Origin of the sequence: Caulobacter sp. SLTY (genome assembly GCF_009905535.1) — a bacterium.
Classification (GTDB): domain Bacteria; phylum Pseudomonadota; class Alphaproteobacteria; order Caulobacterales; family Caulobacteraceae; genus Caulobacter.
Genome location: NZ_JAAALA010000007.1, coordinates 133,725 through 160,565, shown reverse-complemented (window position 1 = coordinate 160,565; position 26,841 = coordinate 133,725). Strand labels below are relative to the sequence as shown.

Genomic DNA, 26,841 nt, shown 5'->3' with positions numbered 1-26,841 from the left:
CCCACCACCCGCTTCGCGGGCGGTCCCCCGCCCCCAAGGGGGGCGGAACTGAATTTTCTCGAATCCCTTCCGCCACGGCGCCCCTTCACGCGGAGATTGCGTTCGATAACCTGCTTGCCAAGCCGCCGAGACGGCCTTGGGAGAGACATCATGCGCGCCGTGGTTCGCCGTTCGGGACAGCTGGTTTGCGACGAGATCGGGACGCCGACGCCGGGGCCCGGACAGACGCTGGTCAAGACCTTGCTGTGCGGCATCTGCGGGTCGGACCTGCATGCGCTGCACTACCTCGACCACATGGTCGAGCTTACCCGCAAGGCGGGCGGGCGGGACAGCATGGACCCCAAGGCCGACATGGTGTTCGGCCACGAGTTCTGCGCCGAGGTGATCGAGCACGGGTCGGGCGGCGGGCGGTTCAAGCCGGGGACGCGGGTGGTCTCCATCCCGATGACCTTCGGGCCCAACGGGTTCGAGGCGGTCGGATACTCTAACACCTTCCCCGGCGGGTTCGCCGAGTACATGGCCCTGACCGAGGCCATGCTGCTGGAGGTGCCCAATGGGCTGGAGCCTGACCTGGCCGCCCTGACCGAGCCGATGGCGGTCGGCGCGCATGCGGTGCTGCAGGCCGATCTGCAGCCGGGGAGCGCGTCGCTGGTGCTGGGTTGCGGGCCGGTCGGCCTGGCGGTGATCGCGGCGCTGAAGCTGCGCGGGCACGGGCCGATCATCGCCGCCGACTTCTCGCCGGCCCGGCGTCGGCTGGCGGAAAAGCTGGGCGCCGATGTGGTGGTCGACCCGGCGGAGGGCTCGCCCCACCTGAAGTGGAAGGACTTTGGCGTCCCGGCTAGCCTGGCGGAGCACGCCATGGCGCGGATGAGCGGCCAGCTGAAGGGCCGGTCGGTGGTGTTCGAGTGCGTCGGCTCGCCGGGTGTGCTGCAGAGCGTCATCGAGGGATGCCCGCCGGGTTCTCAGATCGTGGTGGCCGGGGTCTGCATGGAGGCCGACAAGATCGAGCCGTCCCTGTGCATCAACAAGCAGCTCGATATGAAGTTCGTGCTCGGCTACACGCCGGAAAGCTTCGCGGCGACCCTGCACGACATCGCCGAGGGCCGGCTGGACGTCGCCCCGCTGATCACCGGCAAGGTGGGACTCAGCGGCGTGGCGCAGGCGTTCAAGGACCTTGGCGATCCCGAGGCGCATGTGAAAATCCTGGTCGATCCGTCGATGGCGTGACGGCTACCGCCTCCGCCACCCGCGCCCGGTAGAGGGCCGCCAGCAGGTCGGTCTGGGTGACCATGCCGACGACCCGGCGCGTGTCGTCGAGGATCATCACCTCGCGCCATTCGCCGTGGGAGAGGACGGGGAGGAGTTCGTCTATGGGCGTTGCCGGGCCGGCTGTGGGCGGGTCGATGTCCATGACCGCGCCGACGGGGCCTTCGCCGCCGGTGAGCAGGATGGCGCGGGTGATCAGGCCTTGCAGGCGGCCGGCCTCGTCGAGGACCGGAGCGGAGCGGAAGTCGTGGCCGGCGAGGAGGTCGCGGGCCTGGGCCTGATCGTCTTCCGGCGCCAGGCTGACGATGTGGCGGGACATGATGTCGGCGCAGCGGATCTCGCCGTGCAGGCGGCGGTAGGCCTGGACCTCGACCTGGCGGAACAGGGCGTCGAGGTCTTCGCGAGAGACATCAAGCAACTCGCCGTAGCGGCGCAGGGCCTCGTCGATGTCGGCCAGGGTGAAGCCGACGCGCACGTCGGGCGGCGGATCGGCGGTGCCGTGCGGCGCCGGCGGCGGGGCATGGGCGACGTGGGGGTAGGAGCGGCCCGCCAGGTTGTTGAAGATCAGGGCGACGGCGAGCAGCAGCAGCGAGTTGAGCGCGACCGGGACGAGCACGAAGCCGTATCCGGCGGCGTGGACGACCGGGCCGCCCACGGCGCAGGTCAGGGCCACGGCCCCGCCGGGCGGATGGAGACACCGGGCCAGGCTCATCAGGACTATGGCGCTGGCCACCGCGGCGGCGGCGGCCAGAGTGGGGTCGGGGATCAGCATAACGCAGGTGACGCCGGCCAGGCCCGAGATGACGTTGCCGCCGAGGATCGACCAGGGTTGGGCCAGCGGACTGGCGGGGACGGCGAACAGGAGCACCGCGCTGGCGCCCATCGGGGCGATCAGCAGGGGCAGGGCGCCGGCGTCAGGGATCGCCAGGTGGGTGACCAGGCCGGTCAGGGCGATGCCGATTAGCGCGCCGAGGAAGGCTTTGAGGCGCTCGGCCAGCGGGAGCGGCGCGGGGTTGGGCCAGAACCGGCGGAGATAGGCGGACAGGGACGGCATGAGTGGGTTCCGGGGCGGCCGTCTCGGCTCGGAGGCTTGGCGAAGCGGGCTACGATTATAGCCCGTTGATCGGGCGGGGGAGGGAAAATCGATCCGCTGGGGAGGTATTGATTTGGAGAATCAGTGCCTTGGGTGTGGGCCGAGAGGTGCTGGCGGTAGCCTGGGGTGTGGCCCGCGGTGTAGGTCGATGAGCTGGGATTGTAGCCCACGATGAGCCCGCAAAACCTACACCAACGACGGGTCGATTTGGGGGGCGGAGAGGCGGTGGGACGACCTTGGAATTTCGTCCGGGTAAAAATTATGGGGACCGGTTGCGCGCGCCAGCGCGCTACCTGTCCCCGATCAGCGCCGACGGTTCAGCGGGCGCGATCCGGACGGCTGGAGCAGGAATGGGTCCAGCGCCGGCGCTGACCGGGGACAGGAACGCCGCGTGGCGGCGATCCGGTCCCCAGGCGACTATTCCGGCTTCTTGTCCATGCCCATTGCGGCGAGGATTTCGGGGCGGATGTTGTCCGTGCCTTTTTCCTGGATGTGCTGGGCGACGCGCATGCCGACGGCCGCCATGGCCTCGCCGATGAAGCGGGGCCGATTTTCCGCGGCCCACTTCAGGCTGGTTTCGCGGTTCTCGTTAAGGCCCTGGAACTTTGGCGCGACGTAGCGGGCGAAGAGTTCGTAGGACTTCTTCTTGTTATCCCATTCGGCCCAGTTGTGATCCATCATCAGGAAGGCGCCGAAACCGCCCGACTGTTTTTCAAGCCGCTCGATCTGGGCGATGGCGTCGTCGGGCGTGCCGATGACGGCCATGCCGGAGTTGACCAGGGCGTCGACCGGGTCCGATCCATCGGACGGGGCCAGCGGCAGGGCGGCAACCTCGCGGAAGTAGTAGAGCCAGTCTTCCAGCCCGAAGCGGACCTGGGCGCGGGCCTCCTCGCGGGTGGCGGCGATGTGCACCGGTCCGACCAGGCGCCAGTTATTGCGGTCGACGGTCTTGCCGTTGTCGGCGGCGCTTTCCTCGGCGATGGCCCAGTTGGAGGCCAGGGCGTTGAAGCCGCCCGACTGGGTGGCGCCGATGCTGAGCATGCCGATGCCGTGGCGGCCGCAGGCCTTGGCCCCGGTGGGCGAGACCTGGCTGGCGGCGCAAATCTCGACGCTGGGGCGGCTATAGGGGTTCATCTGGAGGCGGGCTTCGTTGAGCTCGAACCAGTCGGTCTTCTTGGAGACCTCCTCGCCGCGCAGCAGGGCCACGATAACGTCGAGGGCCTCGTCCATCCGGTCGCGCTGGGCGCTGACGGGGATGCCCATCATGAAGGCGTCCGACGGCAGGGCGCCCGGGCCGCAGCCCAGCATCACCCGGCCGCGGGTGATGTGGTCCAGCTGGTTGATGCGGTCAGCCAGCATCAGGGGGTGGTGGTAGGGCAGGGAGGAGACGCCGGTGCCCAGACGGATGTGCTTGGTGCGCTCGGCCACGGTAGCGATGAACAGCTCCGGGGACGCGATCAGCTCATAGCCGGCCGAGTGGTGCTCGCCGATCCAGGCCTCGTCATAGCCCAGGCGATCCATGTGCTGGACCAGCTCGATGTCGCGTTCGAGGGCGAGGGTGGGGTTCTCGCGCAGCGGGTGAAAGGGGGCGATGAAGGCGCCGAAGCGCAGTTTCCGACCGGCCATTGTGATGCGTCCCTCCCCGGACGTCCTTGAGTGATTGGCGATCAGTTTAGGGGTGGTTGCAGGGAAGGGAAGGGTGACTTGGCGTCAGGTTTCACTCGGATTTCTACTTAGGCGACCTTCTCCAGCAGACGGATCACCGCGGTTTCGAACGCCCGATCCGACTTGCCGGGTTTCACCGCCAGCGTGCGCTTCTCGAAGGCCTCGGTGATGGCCGGGTGGATGTAGGCTTTTCGGCAGACCGCCGGGGTGTTGCCGAGCCGCTTGGCGACGTCCTTCACACAGGCGGTCACCGTGGCCTTGGTGGCGGTGGTGTCGCCCTGGACGCAGAGGATGCGGGCGGCTTCAAGGGTGCCGGCCCAGGTGCGGAAGTCCTTGGCAGTGAACTCCTGGCCGGTGGCGGCGCGGAGGTAGTCGTTGACGTCTCCCGACATCACCGGGCGAATCTCGCCGGTTTCGTCCTGGTACTGGAACAGCCGCTGGCCGCGCAGGTCCTGGCAGGCCTTGACGATGCGCGCCAGGCGACGGTCGTGGAAGGCGGTACTGTGGGTCTTGCCGCTCTTGCCGACGAACTCGAAGCGGCCGCCGGCGGCGCTGAGCTTGGCGTGCTTGTCGCGGAGGGTGGTCAGGCCGAAGCTTTTGTTGGTCTTGGCGTATTCGTCGTTGCCGACCCGGATCAGGGTCTGTTCCAGCAGGCTGACCACGGCGGCCAGCACCTTTTCGCGGGGCAGACCGCGCTTGCGCAGGTCGGCTTCGACGCGCTTTCGAAGTGCGGGCAGGGCGCGGCCGAAGGCGGCGACGCGGCCATACTTGCCCTCGTCGCGGTGGGCGCGCCAGTCGTCGTGATAGCGGTACTGCTTGCGGCCCTTCACGTCGCGGCCGGTGGCCTGGATGTGGCAGCCGGGGCGGGGGGCGATCCAGACGTCGGTCCAGGCGGGCGGGATGACCAGCTTTTCGATGCGGTCGATCGTGGCCGCGGCGGTGACCGGGGCGCCGCGGTCGTCGAGGTAGGTGAAGCCCTTGGCGGTCTTGCGGCGGCGGATGCCGGGGCCCTCGTCGCTGCAGTAGATGAGGCCTTCGGGCAGGTCTTCCGGGAGGTTGGCGGTGTCGAGCGGCATGTCAGCGATCACCTTGGCGGTTGACGGGGCCGCGCGTTCTGAGATGACCGGACATCGCGCCCCTCCTGTGATCACGCCAACGTGGCGGGAGGCGTCGTTGTTCCGGAGGCCGCCGTTGAACTATCGCCACGCCTTTCACGCCGGGAATTTCGCCGACCTTGTGAAGCATGCGGGCCTGCTGCTTTTGCTGGAGGCGCTGCAGGCGGGGGAGCACTCGCTGAACATCGTCGATACCCATGCTGGGGCCGGGGGGTACGACCTGGAGGGGGAGCTGTCTCGGCGGACGGGGGAGGCGGCGCAGGGGATCTTCCGGCTGATGGCGGATGATGGCGCGCCGGGGGTGTTCGACGGGCTGAAGGCCGCGGTGCGGGCGGGCAATCCGGACGGCGTCGTGCGGTTCTATCCGGGTTCGCCGAGCTTGATCGCGGCGCGGCTGCGGCGGCAGGACCTCTATACGGCGTGCGAACTGCGTGACGATGATCTGGCGCTGCTGGAGCAGACCCTCGCGCCCTGGCGGCAGGCGGAGGCGCGGCAGGCCGACGGCTATGAGACGGCGGTGGCCGCGACCGGGCGGGCCAAGGGGCCGGCGTTCGTTCTGATCGATCCGCCGTTCGAGCGGGCGGACGACTATCGGCGGATCGTGGAGACCTGGCGCGAGGTGAAGCGGCGTAACCCCTGGGCGTGTCTGGCAGCCTGGCTGCCGTTGAAGGATATGGAGACCTTCGACGCCTTCCTGCGGGACATCGAGCCGATCGCGCCGGACGCGCTGGTGGCGGAGTGCCGGCTGCGGCCGCTGAACGATCCGATGAAGATGAATGGCTGCGCCCTGGTGATCGCCGGGGCGCCGGCCGGGCTGGAGGGGCCGCTGGGCGAGGTTTGCGCCTGGGTGGCGGGGCTGGGCGAAGGGCAGGGCAGGGGTGAGGCCTGGCGGCTGAACGGCTGATATTTCGCATTTGCGAAATTCCTGGCTGTGTTATGCTGCAACGCACAACGGCGGCATGACCCCGGCCGCCCGTGGATGGCGGAGCGCGCGATGACCCTCACCCTGAAGACCCCCGAACTCGATGCGACGAGCGAGAACGCCCTGCGGCTGCCGGTCGGCCTGGCCTCTCCTCTTTGGCTGATGATCGGCAGCGCGGCCATGGTTGGCGCGGCGATGTTTTGGGCCACCCGCTGGATGCGGCCGACAAACCTGGAAGCCGTGCTGCCGGAACCGAAGGTGCTGCCCAAGCCCGAGCCCGAGGTCGTGGCGGCCGCCGAGAAGGCGGTGCTGGAGCCGGTCGAGCTTGCGGCGGAGACTGTGGAAGCCGTGGCCGATGCGGCGGTCGAGGTTGTCGAGGCCGTGGCCGAGCCGGTGGAGGCGGCTGTCGAGACCGTGATCGAAGCGCCGGTGGCGGTTGCCAAGGCGGCTGACGACCTGACCGTGATGACCGGCATCGGGCCGAAGATGGCCGCCATGCTGGCCGACAAGGGCATCACCCGGTTCGAACAGATCGCCGCCTTGACGGAGGCGGACATCGCCACGCTCGACAAGGAGCTGAAGCTGATGGGCCGGGTGGCGCGGGAGGCCTGGGTGGCGCAGGCCAAGCGGTTGGTCCAAGGCTAAGGCTCTGGGCTGGGGCCTTACGGGTCATCCCTCTCCAGCGCGTCGAGCCGCTCCTTGGTGAGCCGCTCCTGTTCGTCCATCGCCTTCTCCGACGTGCCGCAGACGAGGCCCGTCGGGGTCTCTCGGCATGTCATGGTCTTCTCTGCAGGCTCCGGCCAGGCGCCGGCGGCGTCCTGGCGGGCCTGTTCGGCGCGAGCGATGGCGGCGCGGTTGGCGGCCTCGCGGGCCTCGGCCTGCGCAGGCTTGGCGGGCGCTGCAGCCCGGAAGGCTTCGATTCCCCAGTCTTCGTCCTCGCCATCCGCCTTTGCCGGGGCGGCGGCGGGCGGGGTGGCCGGCGGGCGATAGTCCCAGTTGATCGGGGCGGCGGGCGCCTGGTCCACCAGCAGCAGCACGAGCGTCAGCAGCGATGACATCCAAGCCTCCTTGCAGGGCGCCAAGGAAGCATCCACCGGATTGGGGCGCGAGATCGGAAAAGGGGGTTCAGCGCCCAAACGCCGCCAACAACCGGTCCGCAGCGGCGGAGGCGGGGACCCCTCCTGCCAGGACCTGGCGTTCGAGATCGGGGACCAGGGCGGCGACGTTCGGGTCTTCGCGGAAGGAGCGCAGCAGGCGGTCGCGGACCATGGCCCACATCCAGCGGCCGTTCTGGCCGGCGCGGCGGGCGGCGCGTTGGCCGTTGGCGGTCATCACCTCGGTGTGGCGTTGGACCTGGGCCCAGAGCTGGTCGAGGCCGGCGTTGTTGAGGCCCGAAGCGGTGAGCACCGGCGGGGTCCAGTCGGGGTGGGCCGGGGTGAGGATGTGGAGGGCGTTTCGGTATTCGCGGGCGCTGCGCTCGGCGCGGGCGGGGTCGGTGTCGGCCTTGTTGATCAGAATCAGGTCGGCGATCTCGATGAGGCCCTTCTTGATACCCTGCAGCTCGTCCCCGCCCCCGGGGATCAGGATGGCCAGGAAGATGTCGACCATGTCGGCGACGACCGTCTCCGACTGTCCGACCCCGACCGTCTCGACGATGACCACATCGAAGCCGGCGGCCTCGCACAGCAGGATGGCTTCACGGGTGCGGGCGGCGACGCCGCCGAGCTCACCGGCGCTGGGGCTGGGGCGGATGAAGGCGTTGGGGTCGGAGGCGAGTCGCTCCATCCGCGTCTTGTCGCCGAGGATGGAACCGCCGGTGCGGCTGGAGCTGGGGTCCACGGCCAGGACGGCGACTCGGTGGCCGGCGGCGGTGAGGTTGCCGCCCAGCGCCTCGATGGTGGTCGACTTGCCGGCGCCGGGTACGCCCGTGATTCCCACCCGCTGAGCCCCGCCGGTGTGAGGCATCAGGGTCTGCAGCAGGCCGCGGGCATCGGCCTGATGGTCGGAGCGGCGGCTTTCGACCAGGGTGATGGCGCGGGCCAAGGCCGCACGGTCGCGGGCGACGATGCGTTCGGCGAGGGAGTTTAGGTCGGGCCGCATGGCGTGGCTTTAGGCGGTTGCCGGGCTTCGGGGAAGCCGGTGGCTCGCCGGATTGCGCGGCAGACGGCGGGCGGAATGGTCAAGCTGACCCGCGTGGGGGGAATCCAGCGGCGGCGGCATTCAACTTTCGTAAACTATAGGGCAGAGTGGCGACCAAGGGGGGCGGATTGGCTCCACCGCGTCCTCGGAGTCGATCATGTTCCTGGCCCGCACCCACGTTGAGCTGCACAACACCCGCAAGAGCATCGAGCGGATCAAGAAGCTGTCGGACAACGTCGTCGGCGTGGGGCCATTCGGCGTCGGCCTGGATGCGGCGCTGAATCTCTTGCCACCGATCGGCAAGGTCAATCCGGGCGTGGCCTACAGCGGCCTGGCCGGAGCGCTGCTGATCTTCGAAGGCGTGCGGGCGCGGGCCTCGGTGATGGTTCTGCTGCAGATGGCGGCCATCTTGGCCGTCGACACCCTGGCGCCGCTGTTCGGCAAGGCGGGTGCGGTGGCCGACGCCCTTTTCACCGGGCACAAGTGGGCGGCGGACCTGCTTCTGAAGCATATGGAAGAGACCATCTATTTCGAGGGGACCCGCGCCGAGGCGATGGGGACCGTCGAGTACCGCGACCTGATGGCGCGCGTGCGCCAGGGCAAGGAAAGCCGGCGAGTGGTGTTCCTGGGCGGCGATGGGGCCAAGGAAAAGCCGATCGACGTGCCGTCGATTCCGCCGCAGGGCTGATTTCGGGTAACAGCGTTAACAGGGCTGGTCGGAACCGGTAGTGGCGTTATACGCTCCGGCTGCATGAGCCGTGAACGCGCCCACAGCGCCTGGAAATCCGCCGAGGCGATCAAGACCATCTCCGACCGTGTGATCGGGATCGGGCCGTTCGGCGTCGGGTTGGACGGATTGCTGACCTGGGTGCCCGTGGCCGGGACCGTCTACAGCATCGGCGGGGCGCTGTTCCTGCTGTTCGAGGCGCTTCGGGCCGGGGTGGGTATGGCTACCTTCCTGCGGATGGTCTTTTACCTCCTGGTCGATAGCGGTTCGAGCGCGGTGCCGATCCTGGGCTCGGCCGTCGACTTCCTGTGGCAGGGCCACATGCTGGCCGCGACCGCGCTGCAGAAGGACATCGAGGACAGGCACGGGGCGCCGGAGGATGTGTCGCCCAAGAAGCGGACCCGCAAGAAGGGCCCCAGCAAGTTCGCCCATTAGACAGCCGCCCGTCGGCGCGCGAGACTGCCCCTAACGACAAGACAGGGGGATCGCCGCATGGCAGACGACGAACGCTATATCCGGCCGCCGAGCGCGGAATCGGAAGGTCGGGCGCCGGGACGCGGCCGCATGGCCGGCCGGCGGGTGCTGGTCGTCGGCGGCGGGCAGCGGACGGTTGACGCCGAGACCGATCCGGTCGGCAACGGCCGGGCGATGAGCCTGCTGCTGGCGCGAGAAGGCGCGGCGGTGGCGGTGGCCGACCGCAATGAAGCCAGCGCGGCGCAGACGGTCGCCCTGATCGCGGCCGAGGGCGGCAACAGCGTCCCGATCGGCGCGGATATCCGCCATGAGGCCGACGTGGCGGCCATGGTCGAGACGGCGGTGCGCGAGATGGGCGGGCTGGACGGCATGGTCTGCAACGTCGGGGTCGGCCTGGGCGGTCTTGGGCTGTCGGCGGTGAAGACCGAGGAGTGGGACCAGGTCCTGGGGATCAACCTTCGGGGGCCTATGCTGTGCTGCCGCGAGGCTCTGCCGGCGATGGAGTCGGGAGGCTCGGTTGTCTTCATTAGCTCGATCGCCGGGTTGGTCGCCGGATCGCGGCTGCCGGCGTACGACGCATCAAAGGCGGCGCTGGGCGGCTTGATGCGGCACGTGGCGCTGGAAGGCGCGCGCAAGGGCGTGCGGGCCAACATTGTCGCCCCGGGGCTGGTCGATACGCCGCTCGGCCGGGCGGCGACCCAAGGCCGGCCGAGCCGGGGCCGGGCGCCGGTGCCGTTCGGTCGTCAGGCGACGGGGTGGGAGGTGGCCTATGCGGCGCTGTTCTTCCTGTCGGACGAGAGCGTCTATGTGACGGGGCAGACGCTGGCGGTGGACAGCGGGATGACCGGGATCAGTTGAAGGCTTCGGCCGCGACGGCGGGGGTTTCGGGCTGAGCGCCGCCGTAGGCTATGCGCCAGGCCAGCCAGCCGATCAGGGGTGCTGAGATCAGGGCCGTGATCATCGGCGGGATCGGGGCGCCGAAGAAAGCGAACAGGACCACGGCGAGGGCCATGCCGACGCCTCCGCCGCTGATCGTGGCCAGCCAGGCGGTGGCGCGGCCGGCGCGGTGGAGCAGGAACCAGGCCATGCCGGCCAGGATCAGGAAGGGCGCGCCGACGATCCCGCCGACCATTGGAAAGCTGAAGAGCCAGAAGATGACGTTGTTGGGACCCGGCTCCGCGCCCCCCATGAGGACCGGGACGACGAAGGCGGCGCCCATCACATAGGAGGCGGTCAGCCAGACGAAGGCGATAGCGAGCAGGACACGCAGGGCGGTTGTGCGCTGGCGGGAACGGGTCATGCCTGCTGCTCCTTTGCGCCCGTGCCGTAGGCGACCCACCAGACGGCGAGTCCGGTAACCATGCCGATCACCGGGGCGGCGAACAACCAGCCGGTCTCCACGCCCAAGCCGTTGGCATCGCTCAGCACGATGCCCGCCGCCAAGCCGCAGAGCAGGCCAAGGCCGGCGGCCGTCTTGGCGCTGGCCAGCTTCCAGTGATGCAGCAGCGCCCAGCCGGCGAAGGCCGCCAGCAGGAATGGCCAGCCGTGCAGCAGGCCCATCACCGGCCCGGCGATCCAGGCGGTGGCCGCGGCGCTGATCATGTCGGCGTCCGGGCCGTTGGCGGTGAAGGCGTCGCCGACCATGACGATGTTGGCCAGGATCAGCGAGGGCAGCAGCCAGGCGGTAACGGCTGCGAGGGCGAGGCGGACAGGTAGGAGGTGAGGGGACATGGCGATCTCCGAACGGCGGAGAACAGTTTCGCGACCAAGGCTGCAGGGCGCGGCCATGAGCCATGCAGAAACCGTGAAGTGTCAGTTGCGATTTCTGCGCCGGCAACAAACCTGAGGGTCAACCCCTCGCCGGCGGCTGGGGGTCATCGCTGCCGAGCCCGTAAGCGATACACCAGACAATGGCGCCGGTCGGGAGTCCGGCCGCCGTCAAAGCCAGTATGATCCCGATGGCGACAAGCGGCTCAGACGGCCCGGACAAGCTGAGCAGGTAGAGCGCGATCATGCTGGCCATAACAAACGCGGCCAGCGTTGCCAGGAGGAGAAAGGCGCCCAGCCGGCCACGACGCCGGTGATGGATAATCCAGAGGGGGCCAAAAAGGACCGTTATGGCAGCGGCTGCGATCGGCGATCCGAGGATCAAAGACAACAGGAGCAGAAACAGCCATTCTTCCCAGGTCTCGGTCGGTGGTCCAACGAGGCCGACGATCATCAGAACGCAGAACGGGCCGATCAGGGAGCCCACGGCGATCGCTGCCGCGACTCTTCCAGCCGAGGTCTGCCGGTTCACGATCTACTCAGCCGCGCTGGCCTGCTCGTAGCCGAGCTGACGGTTCAGCTTCTCCAGCAGGTCGATGGCCGCTTCCGCGATCACCGTGCCCGGCGGGAAGATCGCCGCGACGCCTGCCTTCTCGAGCTCCGGCCAGTCTTGGGGCGGGATGACGCCGCCGATCACCGTCATGATGTCCGGCCGGCCCTGCTTGGCCAGCTCTTCCTTCAGCTCGGGGGCGAGCGTCAGGTGGCCAGCGGCGAGGGAGCTGGCGCCGACCACGTGGACGTCGTTCTCCACCGCCTGGCGGGCGGCTTCGGCGGGGGTCTGGAACAGGGGGCCGATGTCGACGTCGAAGCCGAGGTCGGCGAAGGCGGTGGCGATCACCTTCTGGCCACGGTCGTGGCCATCCTGGCCCATCTTGGCGATCAGGATGCGGGGGCGGCGGCCATCGGCCTGTTCGAAGGCGTCGACCATGGCCTTGGCGCGGGCCACGGCGGGGTTGGATCCGGCTTCCTTCATGTAGACGCCCTGGATGGATTTGATCTCGGCGCGGTGGCGGCCGAAGACCTTTTCCAGAGCATAGCTGATTTCGCCGAGCGTCGCCTTGGCGCGGCCGGCGTCGACGGCCAGGGCCAGCAGGTTGCCGGTCCCCCGCGCGCCGTCTTCCAGCGCCTGGAGGGCGGCCTGGGTCTCAGCTTCGTTGCGTTCCGCCTTGAGGCGCTTGAGTTTTTCCAGCTGGGCGGCGCGGACGGCGGCGTTGTCGACCTTCAGCACCGGGATGTCGTCGGCGACTTCCGGGCGGTAGCGGTTGACGCCCACCACGCTCTGGCGATTGGCGTCGATGCGGGCCTGGGTGCGGGCGGCGGCCTCCTCGATGCGCAGCTTGGGGAGGCCCTGCTCGATGGCCTTGGCCATGCCGCCCAGGGCCTCGACCTCCTCGATATGCTCCAGGGCCCGGGCGGCCAGGTCGTGGGTCAGGCGCTCGACGTAGTAGCTGCCGCCCCAGGGGTCGGCGACGCGGGTGGTGCCGCTTTCCAGCTGCAGGAACAGCTGGGTGTTTCGGCTGATCCGGGCGGAGAAATCCGTCGGCAAAGCAAGGGCTTCGTCGAGGGAGTTGGTGTGCAGCGACTGGGTCTGGCCGTTGACCGCCGCCATGGCCTCGACGGCGGTGCGGGAGACGTTGTTGAACACGTCCTGGGCGGCCAGCGACCAGCCGGAGGTCTGGCTGTGGGTGCGCAGGGAGAGGCTGCGGCTGTCCTTGGGGTCGAATTCGCGCTTCATCAGCCGCGCCCAGAGCAGGCGGGCGGCGCGCATCTTGGCCACTTCCATGAAGTAGTTCATGCCGATGGCCCAGAAGAAGCTGAGGCGCGGCGCGAACTGGTCGATGGTCATCCCGGCGGCCACGCCGGCGCGGGCGTATTCGATGCCGTCGGCCAGGGTGTAGGCCAGCTCCAGGTCGGCGGTCGCGCCGGCCTCCTGCATGTGATAGCCGCTGATCGAGATGGAATTGAACTTCGGCATCTTCTCGGAAGTGTATGAAAAGATGTCGGAAATGATCCGCATGCTGGGCAGCGGCGGATAGATGTAGGTGTTGCGGACCATGAACTCCTTGAGGATGTCGTTCTGGATGGTCCCGGACAGCTTCTCCGGCGAAACGCCCTGTTCCTCGGCCGCCACGATGTAGAGGGCCAGGATCGGCAGGACGGCGCCGTTCATGGTCATCGAGACGCTCATCTTGTCGAGCGGGATGCCGTCGAACAGGGTGCGCATGTCGAGGATGCTGTCGATGGCCACGCCGGCCATGCCGACATCCCCCTTCACCCGCTCATGGTCGGAATCGTAGCCGCGGTGGGTGGCCAGGTCGAAGGCCACCGATAGGCCCATCTGACCGGCGGCCAGATTGCGGCGGTAGAAGGCGTTGCTGTCCTCGGCGGTGGAGAAGCCGGCGTACTGGCGCACCGTCCAGGGGTTGGTGACGTACATCGTCGGGTAGGGGCCGCGCAGGAAGGGCGCTACGCCCGGATAGCCCTGCAGGAAGTCGAGCTCGGCCACGTCCTCTGGGCCGTAGGATGGCGCGACAGCGATCCCCTCGGGGGTTTCCCAGGCCTCACCCGTCGTCGGGGTGGAGACCTTCAGGTCGGCGTCGAAGGGAAGGTCGGCGAAGTTGGGGAAGGTCGACATGATTTCAGGCCTCCTCGTGGGCGGCGGCGAGGCGGACGGGCAGCAGGGCCGGGCAGCTGGCCGATGGGCCGGGGATGCGCAGGTCCGGGATGGGCTTGGCGAAGGCGGCGGGGTCGGGGATCTCGACCTCGACCGGGGCCTCGACGGCGTTTGGGAAGGCGTTGACGCCGAGGATCTTGCGCGGGGCGCTCAGCCAGGCGTCGCGGGTGCCGGTGACGGCCTTGGCGACCACGCCCTTGGACAGGGCCTCGATCAGCCCGCCCTCGGCCTCGATGGCCTGGAAGCCGCCCCAGGCGGCGCGGGCGATCTGGTCGGTCAGGGTCTCGAGATAGGCGGAGCCGCCGGCCGGGTCGGCGACGCGGCCGAGGTTGGCCTCTTCCATCAGCACCAGCTGGGTGTTGCGGGCCTGGCGGCGGGCAAAGGTGGTCGGCAGGCCGATGGCGTCGGTGTAGGCGCCGAGCACGATGGCGTCGGCCCCGCCAACGGCGGCGGCGAAACCGGCGGCGGTGAGGCGCAGCAGGTTGGTCCAGGGGTCCTTGCGGGTCAGCATCCGGCGCGAGGAGCGGACCTCGACACGGGCCGGCAGCTCGACGCCGCAGGCGGCGGTGATCCGGGCCCAGAGGACGCGGGCGGCGCGGACCTTGGCGATGCTGGTGAAGTACTCGCCATCCACCGAGACGCCGAGGGTGATGGCCCCGAAGGCCTCTTTCATCGACAGGCCGGCGCGGACCAGGGCGCGGGCGTAGGCCACCGCGGCGGCGCTCATCACCGCCAGCTCCTCCGACTCACCGCCGCCGGCCTCGTGGACCACCGTGCCGCTGGCAAGCATCAGCCCGGCCTTGGGATGGGCAGCGTGCAAGCGGGCGCCAACGGTGGCAGCGGAGACCAGGTGGCTTTCCATCGGCCCCGGCGAGGCGCCGGTGCGGGCAAAGGCGCTCAACGGGTCCATATGGAAGGCGAGGGGGGCGTTGGGCGCGCCCTTGGCCAGGGTGGCCAGCCAGTCGGCGGCCTTTGGACCCAGGAAGCCGGCGTCGAGGGTGACGGGAGCGAGGTCGAGCAGCACGCCGTCGAGGACGCGGGCCAGGTCTTCGGACGAGGCGACCGCGACGCCGTCCTGGCCGGTCGGGTCGATGCGGATGAGGACGGAGGCGGCCCCCTGTTCCAGGTCCTTGAGGATGTCGGCGTTGGCGCGGGCGGGGTCCGGATGGGCGACGACCGTGCGCAGGTCCCAGGGACGCGTGGCGTCGCGCGGACGCAGGTCGCGGGGGTTGGCGGGGCCTTCGGTATAGAGCGGCTGGATGGACAGGCCGCCCCCGGTGCGGGAGATCAGGGCGTCCTCGAAGGACTGGCCTTTCAAGGTCTTTTCGACCAGGGACAGCCACTCCTCGCGGGGAGCGGCGGGGAAGTCGTCAGCCAGGGACAGAACGGGCAAGGCGGCGGCTCCAGCAGTGCAGTTGACGCGGGCGTCATGCGCCCGTGACGTAAGGAGCGTCAAGCGCCCGAAGGGACCATGGACAGCGACATCGAAGCCTTCATCCGCGAACGGTTGCCGGTGAGCGAGGTCGCCGGCTGCCCAGGCGTGCGGCTGCATCTGGCGGGGCCGGCGAGTGGCCTGCGAGCGCTTGGCGAGCGGTATCCGGCGATGGGCTCGCCGTACTGGGCGCACCTGTGGGGCGGCGGGCTGGCGTTGTCGCGGTATCTGGCGGAGCGTCCGGGGACCGTGGCCGGGCGGCGCGTTCTGGACCTGGGGACGGGGTCGGGTCTGGTGGCGATCGTGGCGGCGTTGTCCGGCGCGAGCGCGGTGACCGCGGTGGACGTCGATCCTTTCGCGGTGGTGGCGGCGCGGCTGAACGCAGGCCTGGCTGGGGTGAGCCTTGAGGCGAGGGCAGGGGACCTTCTGGACAGGGAGGCGCCGGAGGCGGACCTCGTGCTGGTCGGGGACCTGTTCTACGAGGCGGCGCTGGCGGACCGGGTGCTGCCGTTTCTGGCGCGTTGCCGGGCGGCGAGGACTGAGGTGCTGATTGGCGATCCCTGGCGGCGGACCTTGCCGTCGGGGCGGCTGGTTCGGCTGGCGGACTATGAGGTGGTGGATTTCGGGTCGGGGCGGGGACCCGCGGCGGTGTTTCGGCTCGAAGGGTAGGGAACTGGACCCACCCTAGTCCCCGTCATCCCGGAAAGCGCGCAGCGCTTATCCGGGACCTAGGGGGGGGGCGCGCACCAGACGCAATGTTGCGTCGAACATCGAGATCACGCACCCCTGGGTCCCTGCTCTCCGCGCTTCGCGCTCCGGCCAGGATGACGGGAAGAAGGGATAGGTGGCGGCGAACAGGAACCTGCCCCAAGGACACCGTTGCGCGGCTCAAACAGGTGTTATATTTACAGTGTATACCAACTTGCCCCAAGGTGATGATCCATGGCTCTGCCGCCCGTCCTCCGCGACCGCCTCCGCCTGCCGGTGATCGGCTCTCCGCTGTTCATCATCTCGGGGCCGGAGCTGGTGATCGCCCAGTGCAAGGCCGGCATGGTCGGCAGTTTCCCGTCGCTGAACGCGCGGCCGATCAGCCAGCTGGATGAATGGCTGGCCCAGATCACTGAGGAGCTGGCGGCCTGGGACAAGGCCAATCCCGACCTGCCGTCGGCCCCGTTCGCGGTCAACCAGATCGTCCACAAGACCAACAACCGGCTCGAGGAGGACGTCGAGCTGTGCGCCAAATACAAGGTCCCGGTGATGATCACCTCGCTGGGCGCCCGGGAGGACCTGAACAACGCCGTGCATGGCTGGGGCGGCATCGTGCTGCATGACGTGATCACCGACCGCTTCGCCCGAAAGGCCATCGAGAAAGGCGCCGACGGCCTGGTGCCGGTCGCGGCCGGGGCCGGCGGCCATGCCGGCGGCACCTCGCCCTTCGCCCTCGTGCAGGAAATCCGGGAGTGGTTCGACGGGCCGGTGGCCCTGTCGGGCTCCATCGCCCACGGCCGCTCGATCCTGGCGGCGCAGGCCATGGGGGCTGACCTGGCCTATATCGGCTCGGCCTTCATCGCCACGCAGGAGGCCCGCGCGCAGCAGGGCTACAAGGACATGATCGTCGAGAGCGGGGCCAGCGACATCGTCTACTCCAACCTGTTCACCGGCGTGCACGGCAACTACCTGCGCCCGTCGATCGTCAACGCCGGCCTGGATCCCGACAACCTGCCGGTCAGCGACCCGTCGAAGATGAACTTCGGGTCGGGCGGCAACCAGGAAGCCAAGGCCTGGCGCGACATCTGGGGCTGCGGCCAGGGCATCGGCGCGCTGAAGGACATCCCCACGGCCGGCGAACTGGTCGCCCGCTTCTCGGCCGAGTACGAGGCCGCCAAGCAGGAGCTGGCGGCCAAGACGGCGCTGACCGCCGGCGCGGCCATGGCTCTGGCGGCGGAGTAGCGCTGAACCGGCCCTTGGCGGCGGCGTTGATCGGTCTAGCTTGGCTTGCGCTGGGAGAAACCGATGCTGAAATACGCCGCCGCCTATGTCGCCTCCGGGCTCGCCTTCATCGCGCTGGATTTCCTCTGGCTCGCCGTGATTGCCCAGAAGCTCTACCAGCGTGAGATCGGTCCGCTGCTGCTCGAAAAGCCCAACATGGGCGCGGCGGTGGCCTTCTACCTGATCTACCTGGCGGGCACGGTGTTCTTCGCCGTGAAGCCGGCGCTGCAGAGCGGGTCCTGGACGACGGCGCTGATATTCGGCGCGGTGTTCGGGTTCGTCGCCTACGCCACCTATGACCTGACCAACATGGCCACGCTGAAGGGCTTTTCCTGGACGATCGTGGCGGCGGATTTGGCTTGGGGCGCCTTCGTTACCGCCTCCATCGCAACGGCCGGCTTCTTCGGCGCGAGGCTCGTCCAGGGTCAATAACGCCCGTCGGGCGAATTGCCCTCAAAACGAGTGCAGCCCTTTATCGCACAACGTTTTGCGGGCTTGCTAAGTCGCGAATCGCGTGAGCAAATCCCGGCATCTTGGGGGGTTCCAAGACGCTGGCGTTGAGTTCGAGCGACCCTGACGAGGGCGCTCGCAGCACCATGTGCACGATCGATCGGGAGAGACGACCATGGCCGACGTCGGCTATTACGATATGCAAATCGGGGCGGGTAACGCCAACCAGCTCGACGAGATCGTCGAAGTCGGCGAGACAGGGGTCAACGTCACCTCGCTGACCGCCACGACGCTGCAGCCGCTGCGCGTGCTGCTCGTCCAGAACCCTGACAATGGCGGCTACGACGCCGGTCTTCTGGCGGCATGGCCGGACGTTCTCGCCGCGGTGAACAACGGCTTGGTCGTGGTGATCCATGACCGCTACGTCACCGATGCGGCGAACCTGATGCCGGCCGGGACGAGCATTAGTTTCACGCGCGAGTTTTCTGTCGCCATGCAGCTGGGGACCGACGGTTCCGAGATCGCCTCAACACCCTTCGGCACGGTCACCGATACCAGCCTGGATAACGGGGGCTTCTCGAACCACGGCTACGCGTTGCTCTCGAGCCTGCCGGCCGGTTCGCAGGTGCTGATGACCACCGACGACCCGACCCATGTGACGGCTTTCGTGGTGTTCCACGGGGCCGGTGCGATCATCTACTCCAGTGTTCCGCTCGATTTCGGCGGTTACAACAACAGCAATCCGGGGTCCGACAACGTCTGGGAAGACTTTGGGGTCAACATCCTGGCCCACGCCCTGACGCTCGGTCAGGCTCAGCCGCCCTTGAACACCGCGCCCGTTGCCACCGACGACACGGCAACCATCAACGAAGGCACGCCGGCGATCATCAACGTGTTGGCCAACGACACCGACGCCGAGAGCGACCCGCTGCGGATCACCCACATCGACGGTATGGCGGTCCGGCCGGGCCAGGTCGTGACGCTGGCCTCGGGCTCCACCGTGCAGCTGACGGTCGCCGGCACGCTGGTCTATATTTCCGGCCCGACAGTGAACCAGCTGAACCTCGGTCAGACCGGAACCGAGACCTTCAGCTACACCATCGCGGACGCCGTCACTGGCGGTCTGACCGACGAGGGCAGCGTGACGGTCACCGTCAACGGCCGCTACACCATCATCAAGGGCTACACCAACGGGGCCGACGTGCTGAACGGCACCGCCTTCGACGATGAAATGAACGGCAAGGGCGGCAACGACCGCCTGTACGGCGGGGCCGGCAACGATATCCTCGATGGAGGCGGCGGCGGCCAGCTGGACGTCGACATCATGAGCGGCGGCTCGGGCGATGACACCTACATCGTCGACAGCACCCGCGACCAGGTCAGTGAAAACACCGGCGATGGGATCGACACCGTCCGGTCATCGGTGTCCTACACGCTCAGCGCCGCGGTCGAGAACCTTGTCCTGCTCGGCACGGCGGTCGAGGGCATCGGCAACGCCACCGACAACGAGATCACCGGCAACGGGGTGAACAACACCCTGACCGGCATGGCGGGCCACGACAGCATCTTCGGCGGCGGCGGCGCGGACGCCATCTACGGCGGCAACGGCGGGGATGACCTGATGGGCGGCTCCGGCGCGGACGTTTTCGTCTACAAGGCGCACGGCGAGAGCCAGGCGACCGTCACGGTTCCGTCCCTTCCCGGCGGCGCCCAAGGGGCTCCGGTCAGGGGCCCGGGCGTTAACACCGACATCATCTATGATTTCAGTGTGGCCGAGCAGGACAAGATCGACCTCAAGCTGATCGACGCCCAGACCAGCAAGGCCGGCGATCAGGACTTCACCATCGTCGACGCCTTCACGGGCGTGCAAGGCCAGATGACCATCAAGACCTACGGGTTGCTGAGCATCCGGTCGGAAGACGGGGGCCCCGTCGCCGCGCCGTCGTCCTATGGCTACATCATCGAGGCGGACATCAACGGCGATCGGGTTTCCGACTTCACCCTGTTGCTGAACAGCCAGGCCGCCCTCACGGTATCCCAGTTGGGCAGCGCCTTTATCGGGGTGGCCGCGGTGAACATCACCAGCATCGGGGCCCACGCATCCGCCCCTGCGGCGATGCAGACCACGATCCCAGAGTTCTTCTGACCATAAGGAACATTCCTCCAGTCCCGGAGGAGGCGAACCTTGGCCCGGCCGCGCGAGAGATCGCGCGGCCGTTGGCGTCTGTGGCTCTGAACTTCGCAAACGATCGCGGGGCTAGAACCTGCCGGACTGCGCGCGAAAAAATCCGGGTTGAGCCAGTTTTTTTCACTGTTTGCCGGCCGCAAGCCGTGACTAAAGATTACCCATCTTGAGGAGGCGCAGAGGGGCGTCCATGGCCCCAGCTGCTGTCCTCGACTGCCCGTCGCGGGCGACAGGTATCCTGTCGGACCCCAGTAGCCGGTAGTCAACCGGCTGGGCGAAAGTCCGCGTGTCGGGCTGACAGCTTCTACGCAATTGCACCGGGTACGGAACAGTTTCAACGCCTGTGGATTCGTTGGATGCTGCCATAAAATATTGAATACAATCAATTTTTATCACTGTCGGCGGCGCGCTTCGGGTGGCCCTTAGGCCCATCTTCGGGGGTCCGAGATGATGGCCGTTTGCACCGAGCGACCCATGGGGTCGCCGGATCGGCCATCTGCACACACAGGATTGGAAAAGCACGATGGCTGATATTGGTTATCTGAATACGCGTCTTGGCGCTGGTGATGCGCGTCAGGCGGACGAAATCGTCGAATTGGGCCACAACGCCATCAGCGTCACGACCCTGACGCCCGCCCAACTCGCGGCGTTGGATGTGCTGGTTCTCGAGACGGAGTTCGGCGGACCCTATCCGCCGAACTGGGCGGACGTGCTGGACGCCGTGTCGGACGGTCTGGTGCTGTTCTTCAACGACTGGCTGCAGTCCGGCGACCCCAACGCGCTCTTCGCCGGCACGGGTATCGACATCCGCGTTATCACTGATTCCCACGACGTGGAGATGAACCTGGGTCGAGATGGCGCCCTGATCGCTTCGACGCCCTACGGCACGGTCACCGACACCAGCATCGACAACGGCACCTCCTCGAACCACGGCTATGTGGTTGCCTCGAGCCTTCCGCCCGGGGCCAAGATCCTGATGACCCGTGACAACCCCGATGAGGTCACGGCCTTCAGCTTCCCCTATGGGTCGGGCACGATCATCTACACCACCGCGCCGGCTGTTCACTACAGCAACGCCGACCCCGGCTCGGACAATGCCTGGGAAGATTTCGCGGTCAATATGATCTCCTACGCCGCAAGTCTCGCTGTCCCGGCTGAGACGGTCGCCAATGACGACACGGCCACCACCACCGAACCGGTCGCGGTGCAGATCAACGTGCTGGCCAACGATACCGACCTGCAGGGCGATACGCTGCGAGTGACCCACGTCGAGGGTATCGCCATCCGTGTCGGCCAGAATGTGACCCTGGCGTCGGGTTCGACCGTCCGTCTGGCCGCCAACGGCAACCTAGTGTTCACCCCTGGCGCGGCGACCAACGCGGCGATCGGCCCCGGCCAGTCGCTGGTCGAGACCTTCAGCTACACGATCAGTGACGCGGCCACCGGCGGCAACACCGACGTGGGCAGCGTGTCGGTGACCGTCAACGGCGCCTACAACCCCCTGATCGGCACGGCGGCGGACAACGCCATCTTCGCGACTGACGCGTCCGAGGAGATCAAGGGCCTGGCCGGTAATGACCGTCTGTACGCCCGCGGTGGCAACGACCTGATCGACGGCGGAACGGGCGCCGACGTGATGAGCGGCGGCGATGGGGATGATACCTACATCGTCGACAACCTCGGCGACGTAGTCAGCGAAAATGTCGGGGCCGGCACTGACAAGGTGCTCTCGTCGGTCAGCTTCACCCTGTCGACCGACGTCGAGAACCTGACCCTGACGGGTGGGGCGTCGATCAACGGCACCGGCAACGGCCTCGCCAACCAGATCATCGGCAACGGTGTGAACAACGTCCTGTCCGGCGGGCAGGGGGCCGACACCATCTTCGGTGGAGGCGGTATCGACACCCTGAACGGCGGCCTGCAGGCCGACCGGCTGAAGGGTGGTTCGGGGGCCGACACCTTTCTCTACAGCGACCAGGCTGACAGCTCGGTCGCGCGTGGCAGCGTTGACGTGATCTATGACTACAGCTTCGCGGAACGGGACCGGATCGACCTGAGCGGCGTCGATGCCTCGACCCGCGCCATGGGCGACCAGGACTTCGTGATCGTCGACAACCTGACGGGCACGGCGGGCCAGATGACCATCCGGACCTACGGCCAGATGGCGACCAGCTACGAGAACGGCGCCGCCGCCGGGACCACGTACGGCTATATCATCGAAGGCGACACCAACGGTGACCGCGTGGCGGACTTCACCCTGCTGGTGAACTCGGCGACGCAGCTGACCGTGGCCCAGCTCAGCACCGGCTTTATCGGTCTGGCCGGGGTGACGATCGACACCATCTATGGCGCCGCCGGCGGCCCGGCGACGGCGCAGACCACCATCCCCGACCTGTTCGCCTAAAGGCAGGACCCCCGCTGCTTGGAACAGGATCCCCGTCGCCTGGAAACAGGCGGCGGGGATTTCGCTTGGATGAAATCCGCGCCACCCTGGCCGCAGGGAGAGACGCGCATGATAAAGATTACCTTCTGCCTGACCCGCTTGCCGCACCTGACGCGGGCGGAATTCCAGACCTATTGGCGCGAGGTGCACGCGCCGCTGGTCGCCGAGCGGGCGGAGCTGCTGCGCATCCGGCGCTACGTCCAGAGCCATACGCTTCCGGATGAGGCCTTTGCGGCCCTGGCCGCCAGTCGGGCCGGGCCACCGGCCTATGACGGCGTGGCGGAGCTGTGGTGGGACCGCATGGAAGACCTGGCCAACAGCGATCCCGCCGCCCGCACGGCCGGCCTGGAGCTGCTGGAGGACGAGAAGCGGTTCATCGACCTGGCCAGATCGCCGATCTTCCTGGTGCAGGAGCATGAGATCGTCGCGCGCTGAACGCCAGGTCTTGCCGCGCCCGGCCTGTCCGATGCTAGAAACAGCCGACAAGTAGCGGGGGCGTTTCCGACGTGATCATCGGTATCGATCTGGGCACCACCAACTCGGCGGTGGCGGTCTGGCGCGACGGCCAGGCGGAGCTGATTCCCAACAGCCTGGGCCACCGGCTGACTCCTTCGGCGGTCAGCGTCGACGAGAAGACCGGCGAGATCATGGTCGGGCTGGCGGCGCGCGAGCGGATGAGCACCCACCCGAACCTGACCGCCACCGTCTTCAAGCGCTACATGGGCTCCAAGCGCAGCACCACCCTGGGTCGGAACAGCTACCAGCCCGAGGAGCTGTCGGCGATGGTGCTGCGCAGCCTGAAGGACGATGCGGAGGCCTATCTCGGCCAGGAGGTCACCGAGGCGGTGATCACCGTGCCGGCCTATTTCAACGACCGCCAGCGCAAGGCCACCCGCAAGGCCGGGGAACTGGCGGGGCTGAAGGTCGAGCGGCTGATCAATGAGCCGACCGCGGCGGCCCTGGCCTACGGCATCCATGAACTGGAGGCCGAGACCCGTTTCCTTATCTTCGACCTCGGGGGCGGCACCTTCGACGTCTCCATCCTGGAGATTTTCGAGGGGATCATCGAGGTGCGGGCCTCGACCGGCGACAACCGGCTGGGCGGGGAGGACTTCAATGAGGTGCTGGCCGCCGGCTTCAAGGAGGCTCGCGAGAAGGACCTGCCCAGCTGGTCCGATCCCGAAGCGGCACTGGTCGGCGAGCGCATCCGCGAGGCGGCCGAGCGGGCCCGCCGGGCGCTGTCCAACGATCCCCAGGCGACCATGTCCGTCACCTGGGGCGGCAAGTCGCACGAATGGACGGTCAGCGCCGAGGAATTCGAGACCCGCTGCGCGGCGCTTCTCGACCGGCTGCGCGAGCCGGTTCTGCGGGCGCTTCGCGACAGCACCATCCAGGCGGCGGACCTGGGCGAGATCATCATGGTCGGCGGGGCCACCCGCATGCCCCTGGTGCGCAAGGCCGTCACGCGCATGTTCGGCCGGTTCCCTGCCAACCGGATCAACCCGGACGAGGCGGTGGCGCTGGGTGCGGCGGTGCAGGCCGGTCTGAAGGCGCGGGACGCGGCGCTGAAGGAGGTCGTGCTGACCGACGTCTGCCCCTACAGCATGGGGGTGGAGATCGCCGAGGAGCGGCGGGATGGCACTGTGCGGGACGGCATTTTCTCGCCGATCTTGGAGCGCAACACCATCATTCCGGCAAGCCGGGTGAACACCTACTACACCATGGCCGACAACCAGACCTCCGTGCGGATGAAGGTCTACCAGGGCGAGGCGCGGCAGGTGGCCGAGAACGTCAAACTGGGCGAGCTGGACATCAAGGTGCCGCCCGGAAAGCGCGGCGAGATCGCGGTCGAGGTGCGGTTCAGCTACGACATCAACGGCCTGCTGGAGGTGGACGTCCATGTGCCCAAGACCGGGGATCGCCGCGAGCTGGTGATCATTGACGAGGAAACCGCCAAGGCGCCCGACTTCGAGAAGCGCCGAGCGGCGCTGGCGGCGCTGAAACATCACCCCCGTGAAGCCGATGCCAACCGCGCGGCCCTGGCCAGGGGCGAGCGTTGCTATGAGAAGTTCCTCGGCGACACCCGCGATCGGATCGGTTTCATGATCCGCACCTTCGAAGCGGTGCTGGACGCCCAGGATCCCCGCGCCATCGAAGCGGCGCGCGGCGAACTGCTGGCGGCGCTCGACATGCTGGAAGGCGAGACCTGGCTGTGAGCCGGCCCGGCGTCTGGGATGTGCTGCAGATCGAGGCGACGGACGACCCCACGGCTATCCGCCGCGCCTATGCCCGCCGGCTGAAGGTCACCCAGCCGGAAGATGATCCAAAGGGCTTCCAGGCCCTGCGCGAAGCCTATGACCAGGCGCTATGGTACGCCGAGCACCGCCGCCGCCAGGCCCTGTTCGCGGCGGAGGAGGGCGGTGACGAAGATGAAGACTCAGAGGAGGACTTCGAATTCGCCGGGGATTCGCCGCCCGTGGCGTTCCGCCCGGACGGGGCGCCGCACGCCCCCCAGCCGCGGCGCGAGCGGCCGGAGCCGCTGATCCGCTCTCCGGCGCCGGCGCCGGTTGAGCCCGAAGTGAAGGCCCGCTCTCTGGAAGAGGAACTGCTGGCCCGAGAACTGGAGCGGGAGAGCCAGGCGCTGCGCGAGGCGGCCGAGACACTTGAACGGCTGCTGCAGGCACAGCCCTTTGATGAGACCGCCGCGGTGCGCCAGCTGAGCCGGGTGCTGAACATGCCGGCGCTGCAGAACCTGGACCTGGCGGCGGGGGTCGAGGGCTGGATCGAGAACGTCCTGCTGTCAAACCTGCCCAACGCCGACGCCCTGATCCCGCTGGCGATCAAACACTTCAACTGGCGTCGCGACGCTGACAATCCAAGGTGCCAGATCGGTGACGGGGCCCTGGCCCGCGACGAGGATCTGACCAAGCTCCGTGACCTGCTGCGGAAGGGCGCGCGATACCAGAATGCCGCCCGCGCGCTGATGAGCCGACCGACTCGCCTGATCACCTTGCGCTGGATCCTGTGGCCGGGCCTGGCCAAAGACGTTGCCGAGGTGCTCAAGGCCATCCGCACCGAGCGACCGGGCCTGATGCAGAACCTCGACGCGGAGTCCGTGGCCTGGTGGGACGGGGCGCCGGACCGGCCTCGGCTCGGAACCGGGGCCATCCTTCTGGCTCTGGTTCCGCCGGTTGGCCTATGGCTTTGGCTGGCCTCACTCGGCGAACAGGCCGTCCCGCCCCAGATTGCTCTCCTGTTGCTGGCCGGCACCCTGGTCTGCTCGGTGGCGATCGGGCTTGGGATCTTCCACGGCGTCATCCGGCCCAGGAGCCGCTGGCTGGCCTCCTGGCAGGCCACGGCGCCGCCCTGGATCCGCTGGGGCTGGGCGCCGCTCGCGTTGACTGCGCCGCTGGTCGCGGCTGCGCTGGTCAGCCTGGGGGTCAGGGAATGGGCGGCGATGGTCCCCGTTGCGGTCCTCGGCCTCGCCGCCGTGGTCTGGGCCAAGATCGTCGGCGAACGGGACACCAGCGCGGCCAGCGCCCGCGCCATGAACCTGGCGCTCGAAGGACCGGGCGAACAGCTCGGCCGATTGATCCTGCGCAATGTTTATCTGGCCACGTTCTGGGCCTTCCTGCCCATCGCCATCCCTCTCGACCAATGGCTGCCCCTGACCCTCGGCGCGGTCGCCGCTCTCCTCGCCTTCACGGATGGCCTGGGCGGCCTGAAGGCCAGGATCTCGGCCATCGCCCCGGCCCGCCGTCTGCGCCTCTATCCGCCGATCGCCATCGGCGTGATCGCGGCGATGATCCTGGTCGCCGGTTTCGGAAGCACGTCAGCCCAGGCTTGGTTAGCTGTTCTGGTCGCGCTGCTGGCCATCGTTGAGCCGGTCGCCGACGCCGTGCTGACCGAGGATGGCATGCGCCACCGGGCGGGGATCATGATTCCGCTGCTGGGCGTGCTGTGGATGTTCCTGCCGATGCTGACGCTGTGGCTGGATGGGGCGCTGCGGATCAACGGCGTCTGGCTGCTCAGCGGCTGGCTGATCGCTCTAGGGTACGCCGCCGCCCGCGACCGGAAGCTGGCGCATCCCGGGCGGGTGAAGATTCGGTTCGGAAATATCCCGTAGGGCCGGAGCCCCGTAGGGGCGCGCTTGCTTTTTTGGGAAACAACCTGGTGCCGCCGGGCAGGATTGAACTGCCGACCTCAGCCTTACCAAGGATGCGCTCTACCACTGAGCTACGGCGGCGGGCCAGGTGAGGGGGGCCTAGTAGCGAAAGTCGGCGGGCGCGCAAAGGGAAAAATCGGCTTGACCGCAAAAGGTCGCAACGCTCCCCTCTTCGCATGGCCAAACCGCCCCCCACATCCGCCGATGACAAGGTCGAAAAGGAAGCCCGGCTCGCGGCCGCGCTCCGCGCCAATCTAAGGCGGCGCAAGGCGGCG

24 protein-coding genes and 1 tRNA gene are annotated in these 26,841 nt (G+C 68.2%); 14 read left to right on the top strand and 11 right to left on the bottom strand.

Going from position 1 to position 26,841, the window contains the following annotated elements; genetic code table 11:
* Positions 1-150 precede the first annotated feature (150 nt).
* Entirely contained in the window at positions 151-1,227 is a 1,077-nt protein-coding gene (locus GVN21_RS06120) for a zinc-binding dehydrogenase (protein ID WP_166573838.1), read from the top strand.
* Here the strand turns inward: GVN21_RS06120 and GVN21_RS06115 are convergent.
* The 3 genes from GVN21_RS06115 to GVN21_RS06105 form a co-directional block, all read right to left on the bottom strand.
* Positions 1,166-2,320 (bottom strand): HPP family protein, encoded by a 1,155-nt coding sequence (locus GVN21_RS06115; protein ID WP_166573837.1) that lies wholly within the window; start codon positions 2,318-2,320, stop codon positions 1,166-1,168. The two genes, GVN21_RS06120 and GVN21_RS06115, sit on opposite strands and share 62 nt — an antisense overlap.
* 456 nt (positions 2,321-2,776) lie before the next feature.
* The gene (locus GVN21_RS06110) at positions 2,777-3,985 is read right to left on the bottom strand and encodes an LLM class flavin-dependent oxidoreductase (RefSeq protein WP_166573836.1); all 1,209 of its coding nucleotides are present in this window, start codon (positions 3,983-3,985) and stop codon (positions 2,777-2,779) included.
* Between the two features lie 107 nt (positions 3,986-4,092).
* Positions 4,093-5,100 carry a DNA topoisomerase IB gene (locus tag GVN21_RS06105; protein WP_166573835.1) on the bottom strand — a complete coding sequence of 336 codons (1,008 nt, stop codon included), beginning with the start codon at positions 5,098-5,100 and terminating at the stop codon, positions 4,093-4,095.
* Between the two features lie 115 nt (positions 5,101-5,215).
* Here GVN21_RS06105 and rlmJ point away from each other — a divergent pair, with 115 nt between their 5' ends.
* Together rlmJ and GVN21_RS06095 are read left to right on the top strand one after the other, a co-directional pair.
* Complete coding sequence (rlmJ, locus tag GVN21_RS06100; RefSeq protein ID WP_166573834.1) at positions 5,216-6,043, top strand: 23S rRNA (adenine(2030)-N(6))-methyltransferase RlmJ; 828 nt, start codon at positions 5,216-5,218, stop codon at positions 6,041-6,043.
* 90 nt (positions 6,044-6,133) lie between these two features.
* Positions 6,134-6,706 carry a hypothetical protein gene (locus GVN21_RS06095; RefSeq protein ID WP_166573833.1) on the top strand — a complete coding sequence of 191 codons (573 nt, stop codon included), beginning with the start codon at positions 6,134-6,136 and terminating at the stop codon, positions 6,704-6,706.
* 17 nt (positions 6,707-6,723) lie between these two features.
* Here GVN21_RS06095 and GVN21_RS06090 read toward each other — a convergent pair whose 3' ends face one another.
* Together GVN21_RS06090 and meaB are read right to left on the bottom strand one after the other, a co-directional pair.
* Complete coding sequence (locus GVN21_RS06090) at positions 6,724-7,119, bottom strand: hypothetical protein (protein ID WP_166573832.1); 396 nt, start codon at positions 7,117-7,119, stop codon at positions 6,724-6,726.
* 67 nt (positions 7,120-7,186) lie between these two features.
* The gene (gene meaB, locus GVN21_RS06085; protein ID WP_166573831.1) at positions 7,187-8,161 is read right to left on the bottom strand and encodes a methylmalonyl Co-A mutase-associated GTPase MeaB; all 975 of its coding nucleotides are present in this window, start codon (positions 8,159-8,161) and stop codon (positions 7,187-7,189) included.
* A gap of 196 nt (positions 8,162-8,357) precedes the next feature.
* Between meaB and GVN21_RS06080 the strand changes: the two genes are divergently transcribed.
* The 3 genes from GVN21_RS06080 to GVN21_RS06070 all read left to right on the top strand — a co-directional run bounded on the left by GVN21_RS06080 (position 8,358) and on the right by GVN21_RS06070 (position 10,259).
* Complete coding sequence (locus tag GVN21_RS06080; protein WP_166573830.1) at positions 8,358-8,888, top strand: DUF4112 domain-containing protein; 531 nt, start codon at positions 8,358-8,360, stop codon at positions 8,886-8,888.
* Positions 8,889-8,951: 63 nt separating this feature from the next.
* Positions 8,952-9,362, top strand: coding sequence for a DUF4112 domain-containing protein (locus GVN21_RS06075; protein ID WP_166573829.1), 411 nt, complete (start codon positions 8,952-8,954; stop codon positions 9,360-9,362).
* A gap of 57 nt (positions 9,363-9,419) precedes the next feature.
* The gene (locus GVN21_RS06070) at positions 9,420-10,259 is read left to right on the top strand and encodes an SDR family NAD(P)-dependent oxidoreductase (RefSeq protein WP_166573828.1); all 840 of its coding nucleotides are present in this window, start codon (positions 9,420-9,422) and stop codon (positions 10,257-10,259) included.
* Here the strand turns inward: GVN21_RS06070 and GVN21_RS06065 are convergent.
* From GVN21_RS06065 to GVN21_RS06045, 5 genes are all read right to left on the bottom strand, one after another.
* A complete protein-coding gene (locus GVN21_RS06065; RefSeq protein WP_166573827.1) occupies positions 10,252-10,701 on the bottom strand; it encodes a hypothetical protein in 450 nt (149 codons plus the stop codon). The genes GVN21_RS06070 and GVN21_RS06065 overlap by 8 nt on opposite strands.
* Positions 10,698-11,132 carry a hypothetical protein gene (locus GVN21_RS06060; protein ID WP_166573826.1) on the bottom strand — a complete coding sequence of 145 codons (435 nt, stop codon included), beginning with the start codon at positions 11,130-11,132 and terminating at the stop codon, positions 10,698-10,700. Before GVN21_RS06060 ends, GVN21_RS06065 begins: the two co-directional genes overlap by 4 nt.
* A 118-nt stretch (positions 11,133-11,250) precedes the next feature.
* Positions 11,251-11,700, bottom strand: a complete 450-nt coding sequence (locus GVN21_RS06055; protein ID WP_166573825.1) for a hypothetical protein — start codon at positions 11,698-11,700, stop codon at positions 11,251-11,253.
* A 3-nt stretch (positions 11,701-11,703) separates the two neighbouring features.
* A complete protein-coding gene (gene scpA, locus GVN21_RS06050; protein ID WP_166573824.1) occupies positions 11,704-13,863 on the bottom strand; it encodes a methylmalonyl-CoA mutase in 2,160 nt (719 codons plus the stop codon).
* 4 nt (positions 13,864-13,867) lie between these two features.
* The gene (locus tag GVN21_RS06045) at positions 13,868-15,295 is read right to left on the bottom strand and encodes a methylmalonyl-CoA mutase family protein (RefSeq protein ID WP_240902775.1); all 1,428 of its coding nucleotides are present in this window, start codon (positions 15,293-15,295) and stop codon (positions 13,868-13,870) included.
* A gap of 78 nt (positions 15,296-15,373) precedes the next feature.
* Here GVN21_RS06045 and GVN21_RS06040 point away from each other — a divergent pair, with 78 nt between their 5' ends.
* The 8 genes from GVN21_RS06040 to GVN21_RS06005 all read left to right on the top strand — a co-directional run bounded on the left by GVN21_RS06040 (position 15,374) and on the right by GVN21_RS06005 (position 26,527).
* Positions 15,374-16,003: a 50S ribosomal protein L11 methyltransferase gene (locus GVN21_RS06040; RefSeq protein WP_166573822.1), complete on the top strand. Its 630-nt coding sequence runs from the start codon at positions 15,374-15,376 to the stop codon at positions 16,001-16,003.
* Between the two features lie 273 nt (positions 16,004-16,276).
* Positions 16,277-17,284 carry a nitronate monooxygenase family protein gene (locus GVN21_RS06035; RefSeq protein WP_166573821.1) on the top strand — a complete coding sequence of 336 codons (1,008 nt, stop codon included), beginning with the start codon at positions 16,277-16,279 and terminating at the stop codon, positions 17,282-17,284.
* Between the two features lie 63 nt (positions 17,285-17,347).
* Positions 17,348-17,755, top strand: coding sequence for a DUF2177 family protein (locus tag GVN21_RS06030; protein WP_166573820.1), 408 nt, complete (start codon positions 17,348-17,350; stop codon positions 17,753-17,755).
* Between the two features lie 193 nt (positions 17,756-17,948).
* Positions 17,949-19,919, top strand: coding sequence for an Ig-like domain-containing protein (locus GVN21_RS06025; RefSeq protein WP_166573819.1), 1,971 nt, complete (start codon positions 17,949-17,951; stop codon positions 19,917-19,919).
* Between the two features lie 562 nt (positions 19,920-20,481).
* Positions 20,482-22,362 (top strand): Ig-like domain-containing protein, encoded by a 1,881-nt coding sequence (locus GVN21_RS20530; RefSeq protein WP_205689951.1) that lies wholly within the window; start codon positions 20,482-20,484, stop codon positions 22,360-22,362.
* Positions 22,363-22,470: 108 nt separating this feature from the next.
* Positions 22,471-22,836 carry an EthD domain-containing protein gene (locus GVN21_RS06015; protein WP_166573818.1) on the top strand — a complete coding sequence of 122 codons (366 nt, stop codon included), beginning with the start codon at positions 22,471-22,473 and terminating at the stop codon, positions 22,834-22,836.
* 71 nt (positions 22,837-22,907) lie between these two features.
* Positions 22,908-24,617 carry a molecular chaperone HscC gene (locus tag GVN21_RS06010; RefSeq protein WP_166573817.1) on the top strand — a complete coding sequence of 570 codons (1,710 nt, stop codon included), beginning with the start codon at positions 22,908-22,910 and terminating at the stop codon, positions 24,615-24,617.
* Positions 24,614-26,527, top strand: coding sequence for a hypothetical protein (locus GVN21_RS06005; RefSeq protein WP_166573816.1), 1,914 nt, complete (start codon positions 24,614-24,616; stop codon positions 26,525-26,527). The genes GVN21_RS06010 and GVN21_RS06005 overlap by 4 nt, the downstream gene beginning before the upstream one ends.
* A 45-nt stretch (positions 26,528-26,572) precedes the next feature.
* Here GVN21_RS06005 and GVN21_RS06000 read toward each other — a convergent pair.
* Positions 26,573-26,647, bottom strand: a tRNA-Thr gene (locus GVN21_RS06000).
* Positions 26,648-26,841: the final 194 nt, after the last annotated feature.

Excerpts from the sequence above, each read along its gene's own strand:
- GVN21_RS06120 (WP_166573838.1), top strand. The coding sequence starts at position 151 with ATGCGCGCCGTGGTTCGCCGTTCGGGACAGCTGGTTTGCGACGAGATC.
- GVN21_RS06115 (WP_166573837.1), bottom strand. The coding sequence starts at position 2,320 with ATGCCGTCCCTGTCCGCCTATCTCCGCCGGTTCTGGCCCAACCCCGCG.
- GVN21_RS06110 (WP_166573836.1), bottom strand. The coding sequence starts at position 3,985 with ATGGCCGGTCGGAAACTGCGCTTCGGCGCCTTCATCGCCCCCTTTCAC.
- GVN21_RS06105 (WP_166573835.1), bottom strand. The coding sequence starts at position 5,100 with ATGCCGCTCGACACCGCCAACCTCCCGGAAGACCTGCCCGAAGGCCTC.
- GVN21_RS06095 (WP_166573833.1), top strand. The coding sequence starts at position 6,134 with ATGACCCTCACCCTGAAGACCCCCGAACTCGATGCGACGAGCGAGAAC.
- GVN21_RS06090 (WP_166573832.1), bottom strand. The coding sequence starts at position 7,119 with ATGTCATCGCTGCTGACGCTCGTGCTGCTGCTGGTGGACCAGGCGCCC.
- meaB (WP_166573831.1), bottom strand. The coding sequence starts at position 8,161 with ATGCGGCCCGACCTAAACTCCCTCGCCGAACGCATCGTCGCCCGCGAC.
- GVN21_RS06080 (WP_166573830.1), top strand. The coding sequence starts at position 8,358 with ATGTTCCTGGCCCGCACCCACGTTGAGCTGCACAACACCCGCAAGAGC.
- GVN21_RS06075 (WP_166573829.1), top strand. The coding sequence starts at position 8,952 with ATGAGCCGTGAACGCGCCCACAGCGCCTGGAAATCCGCCGAGGCGATC.
- GVN21_RS06070 (WP_166573828.1), top strand. The coding sequence starts at position 9,420 with ATGGCAGACGACGAACGCTATATCCGGCCGCCGAGCGCGGAATCGGAA.
- GVN21_RS06065 (WP_166573827.1), bottom strand. The coding sequence starts at position 10,701 with ATGACCCGTTCCCGCCAGCGCACAACCGCCCTGCGTGTCCTGCTCGCT.
- GVN21_RS06060 (WP_166573826.1), bottom strand. The coding sequence starts at position 11,132 with ATGTCCCCTCACCTCCTACCTGTCCGCCTCGCCCTCGCAGCCGTTACC.
- scpA (WP_166573824.1), bottom strand. The coding sequence starts at position 13,863 with ATGTCGACCTTCCCCAACTTCGCCGACCTTCCCTTCGACGCCGACCTG.
- GVN21_RS06040 (WP_166573822.1), top strand. The coding sequence starts at position 15,374 with ATGGACAGCGACATCGAAGCCTTCATCCGCGAACGGTTGCCGGTGAGC.
- GVN21_RS06035 (WP_166573821.1), top strand. The coding sequence starts at position 16,277 with ATGGCTCTGCCGCCCGTCCTCCGCGACCGCCTCCGCCTGCCGGTGATC.
- GVN21_RS06030 (WP_166573820.1), top strand. The coding sequence starts at position 17,348 with ATGCTGAAATACGCCGCCGCCTATGTCGCCTCCGGGCTCGCCTTCATC.
- GVN21_RS06025 (WP_166573819.1), top strand. The coding sequence starts at position 17,949 with ATGGCCGACGTCGGCTATTACGATATGCAAATCGGGGCGGGTAACGCC.
- GVN21_RS20530 (WP_205689951.1), top strand. The coding sequence starts at position 20,482 with ATGGCTGATATTGGTTATCTGAATACGCGTCTTGGCGCTGGTGATGCG.
- GVN21_RS06015 (WP_166573818.1), top strand. The coding sequence starts at position 22,471 with ATGATAAAGATTACCTTCTGCCTGACCCGCTTGCCGCACCTGACGCGG.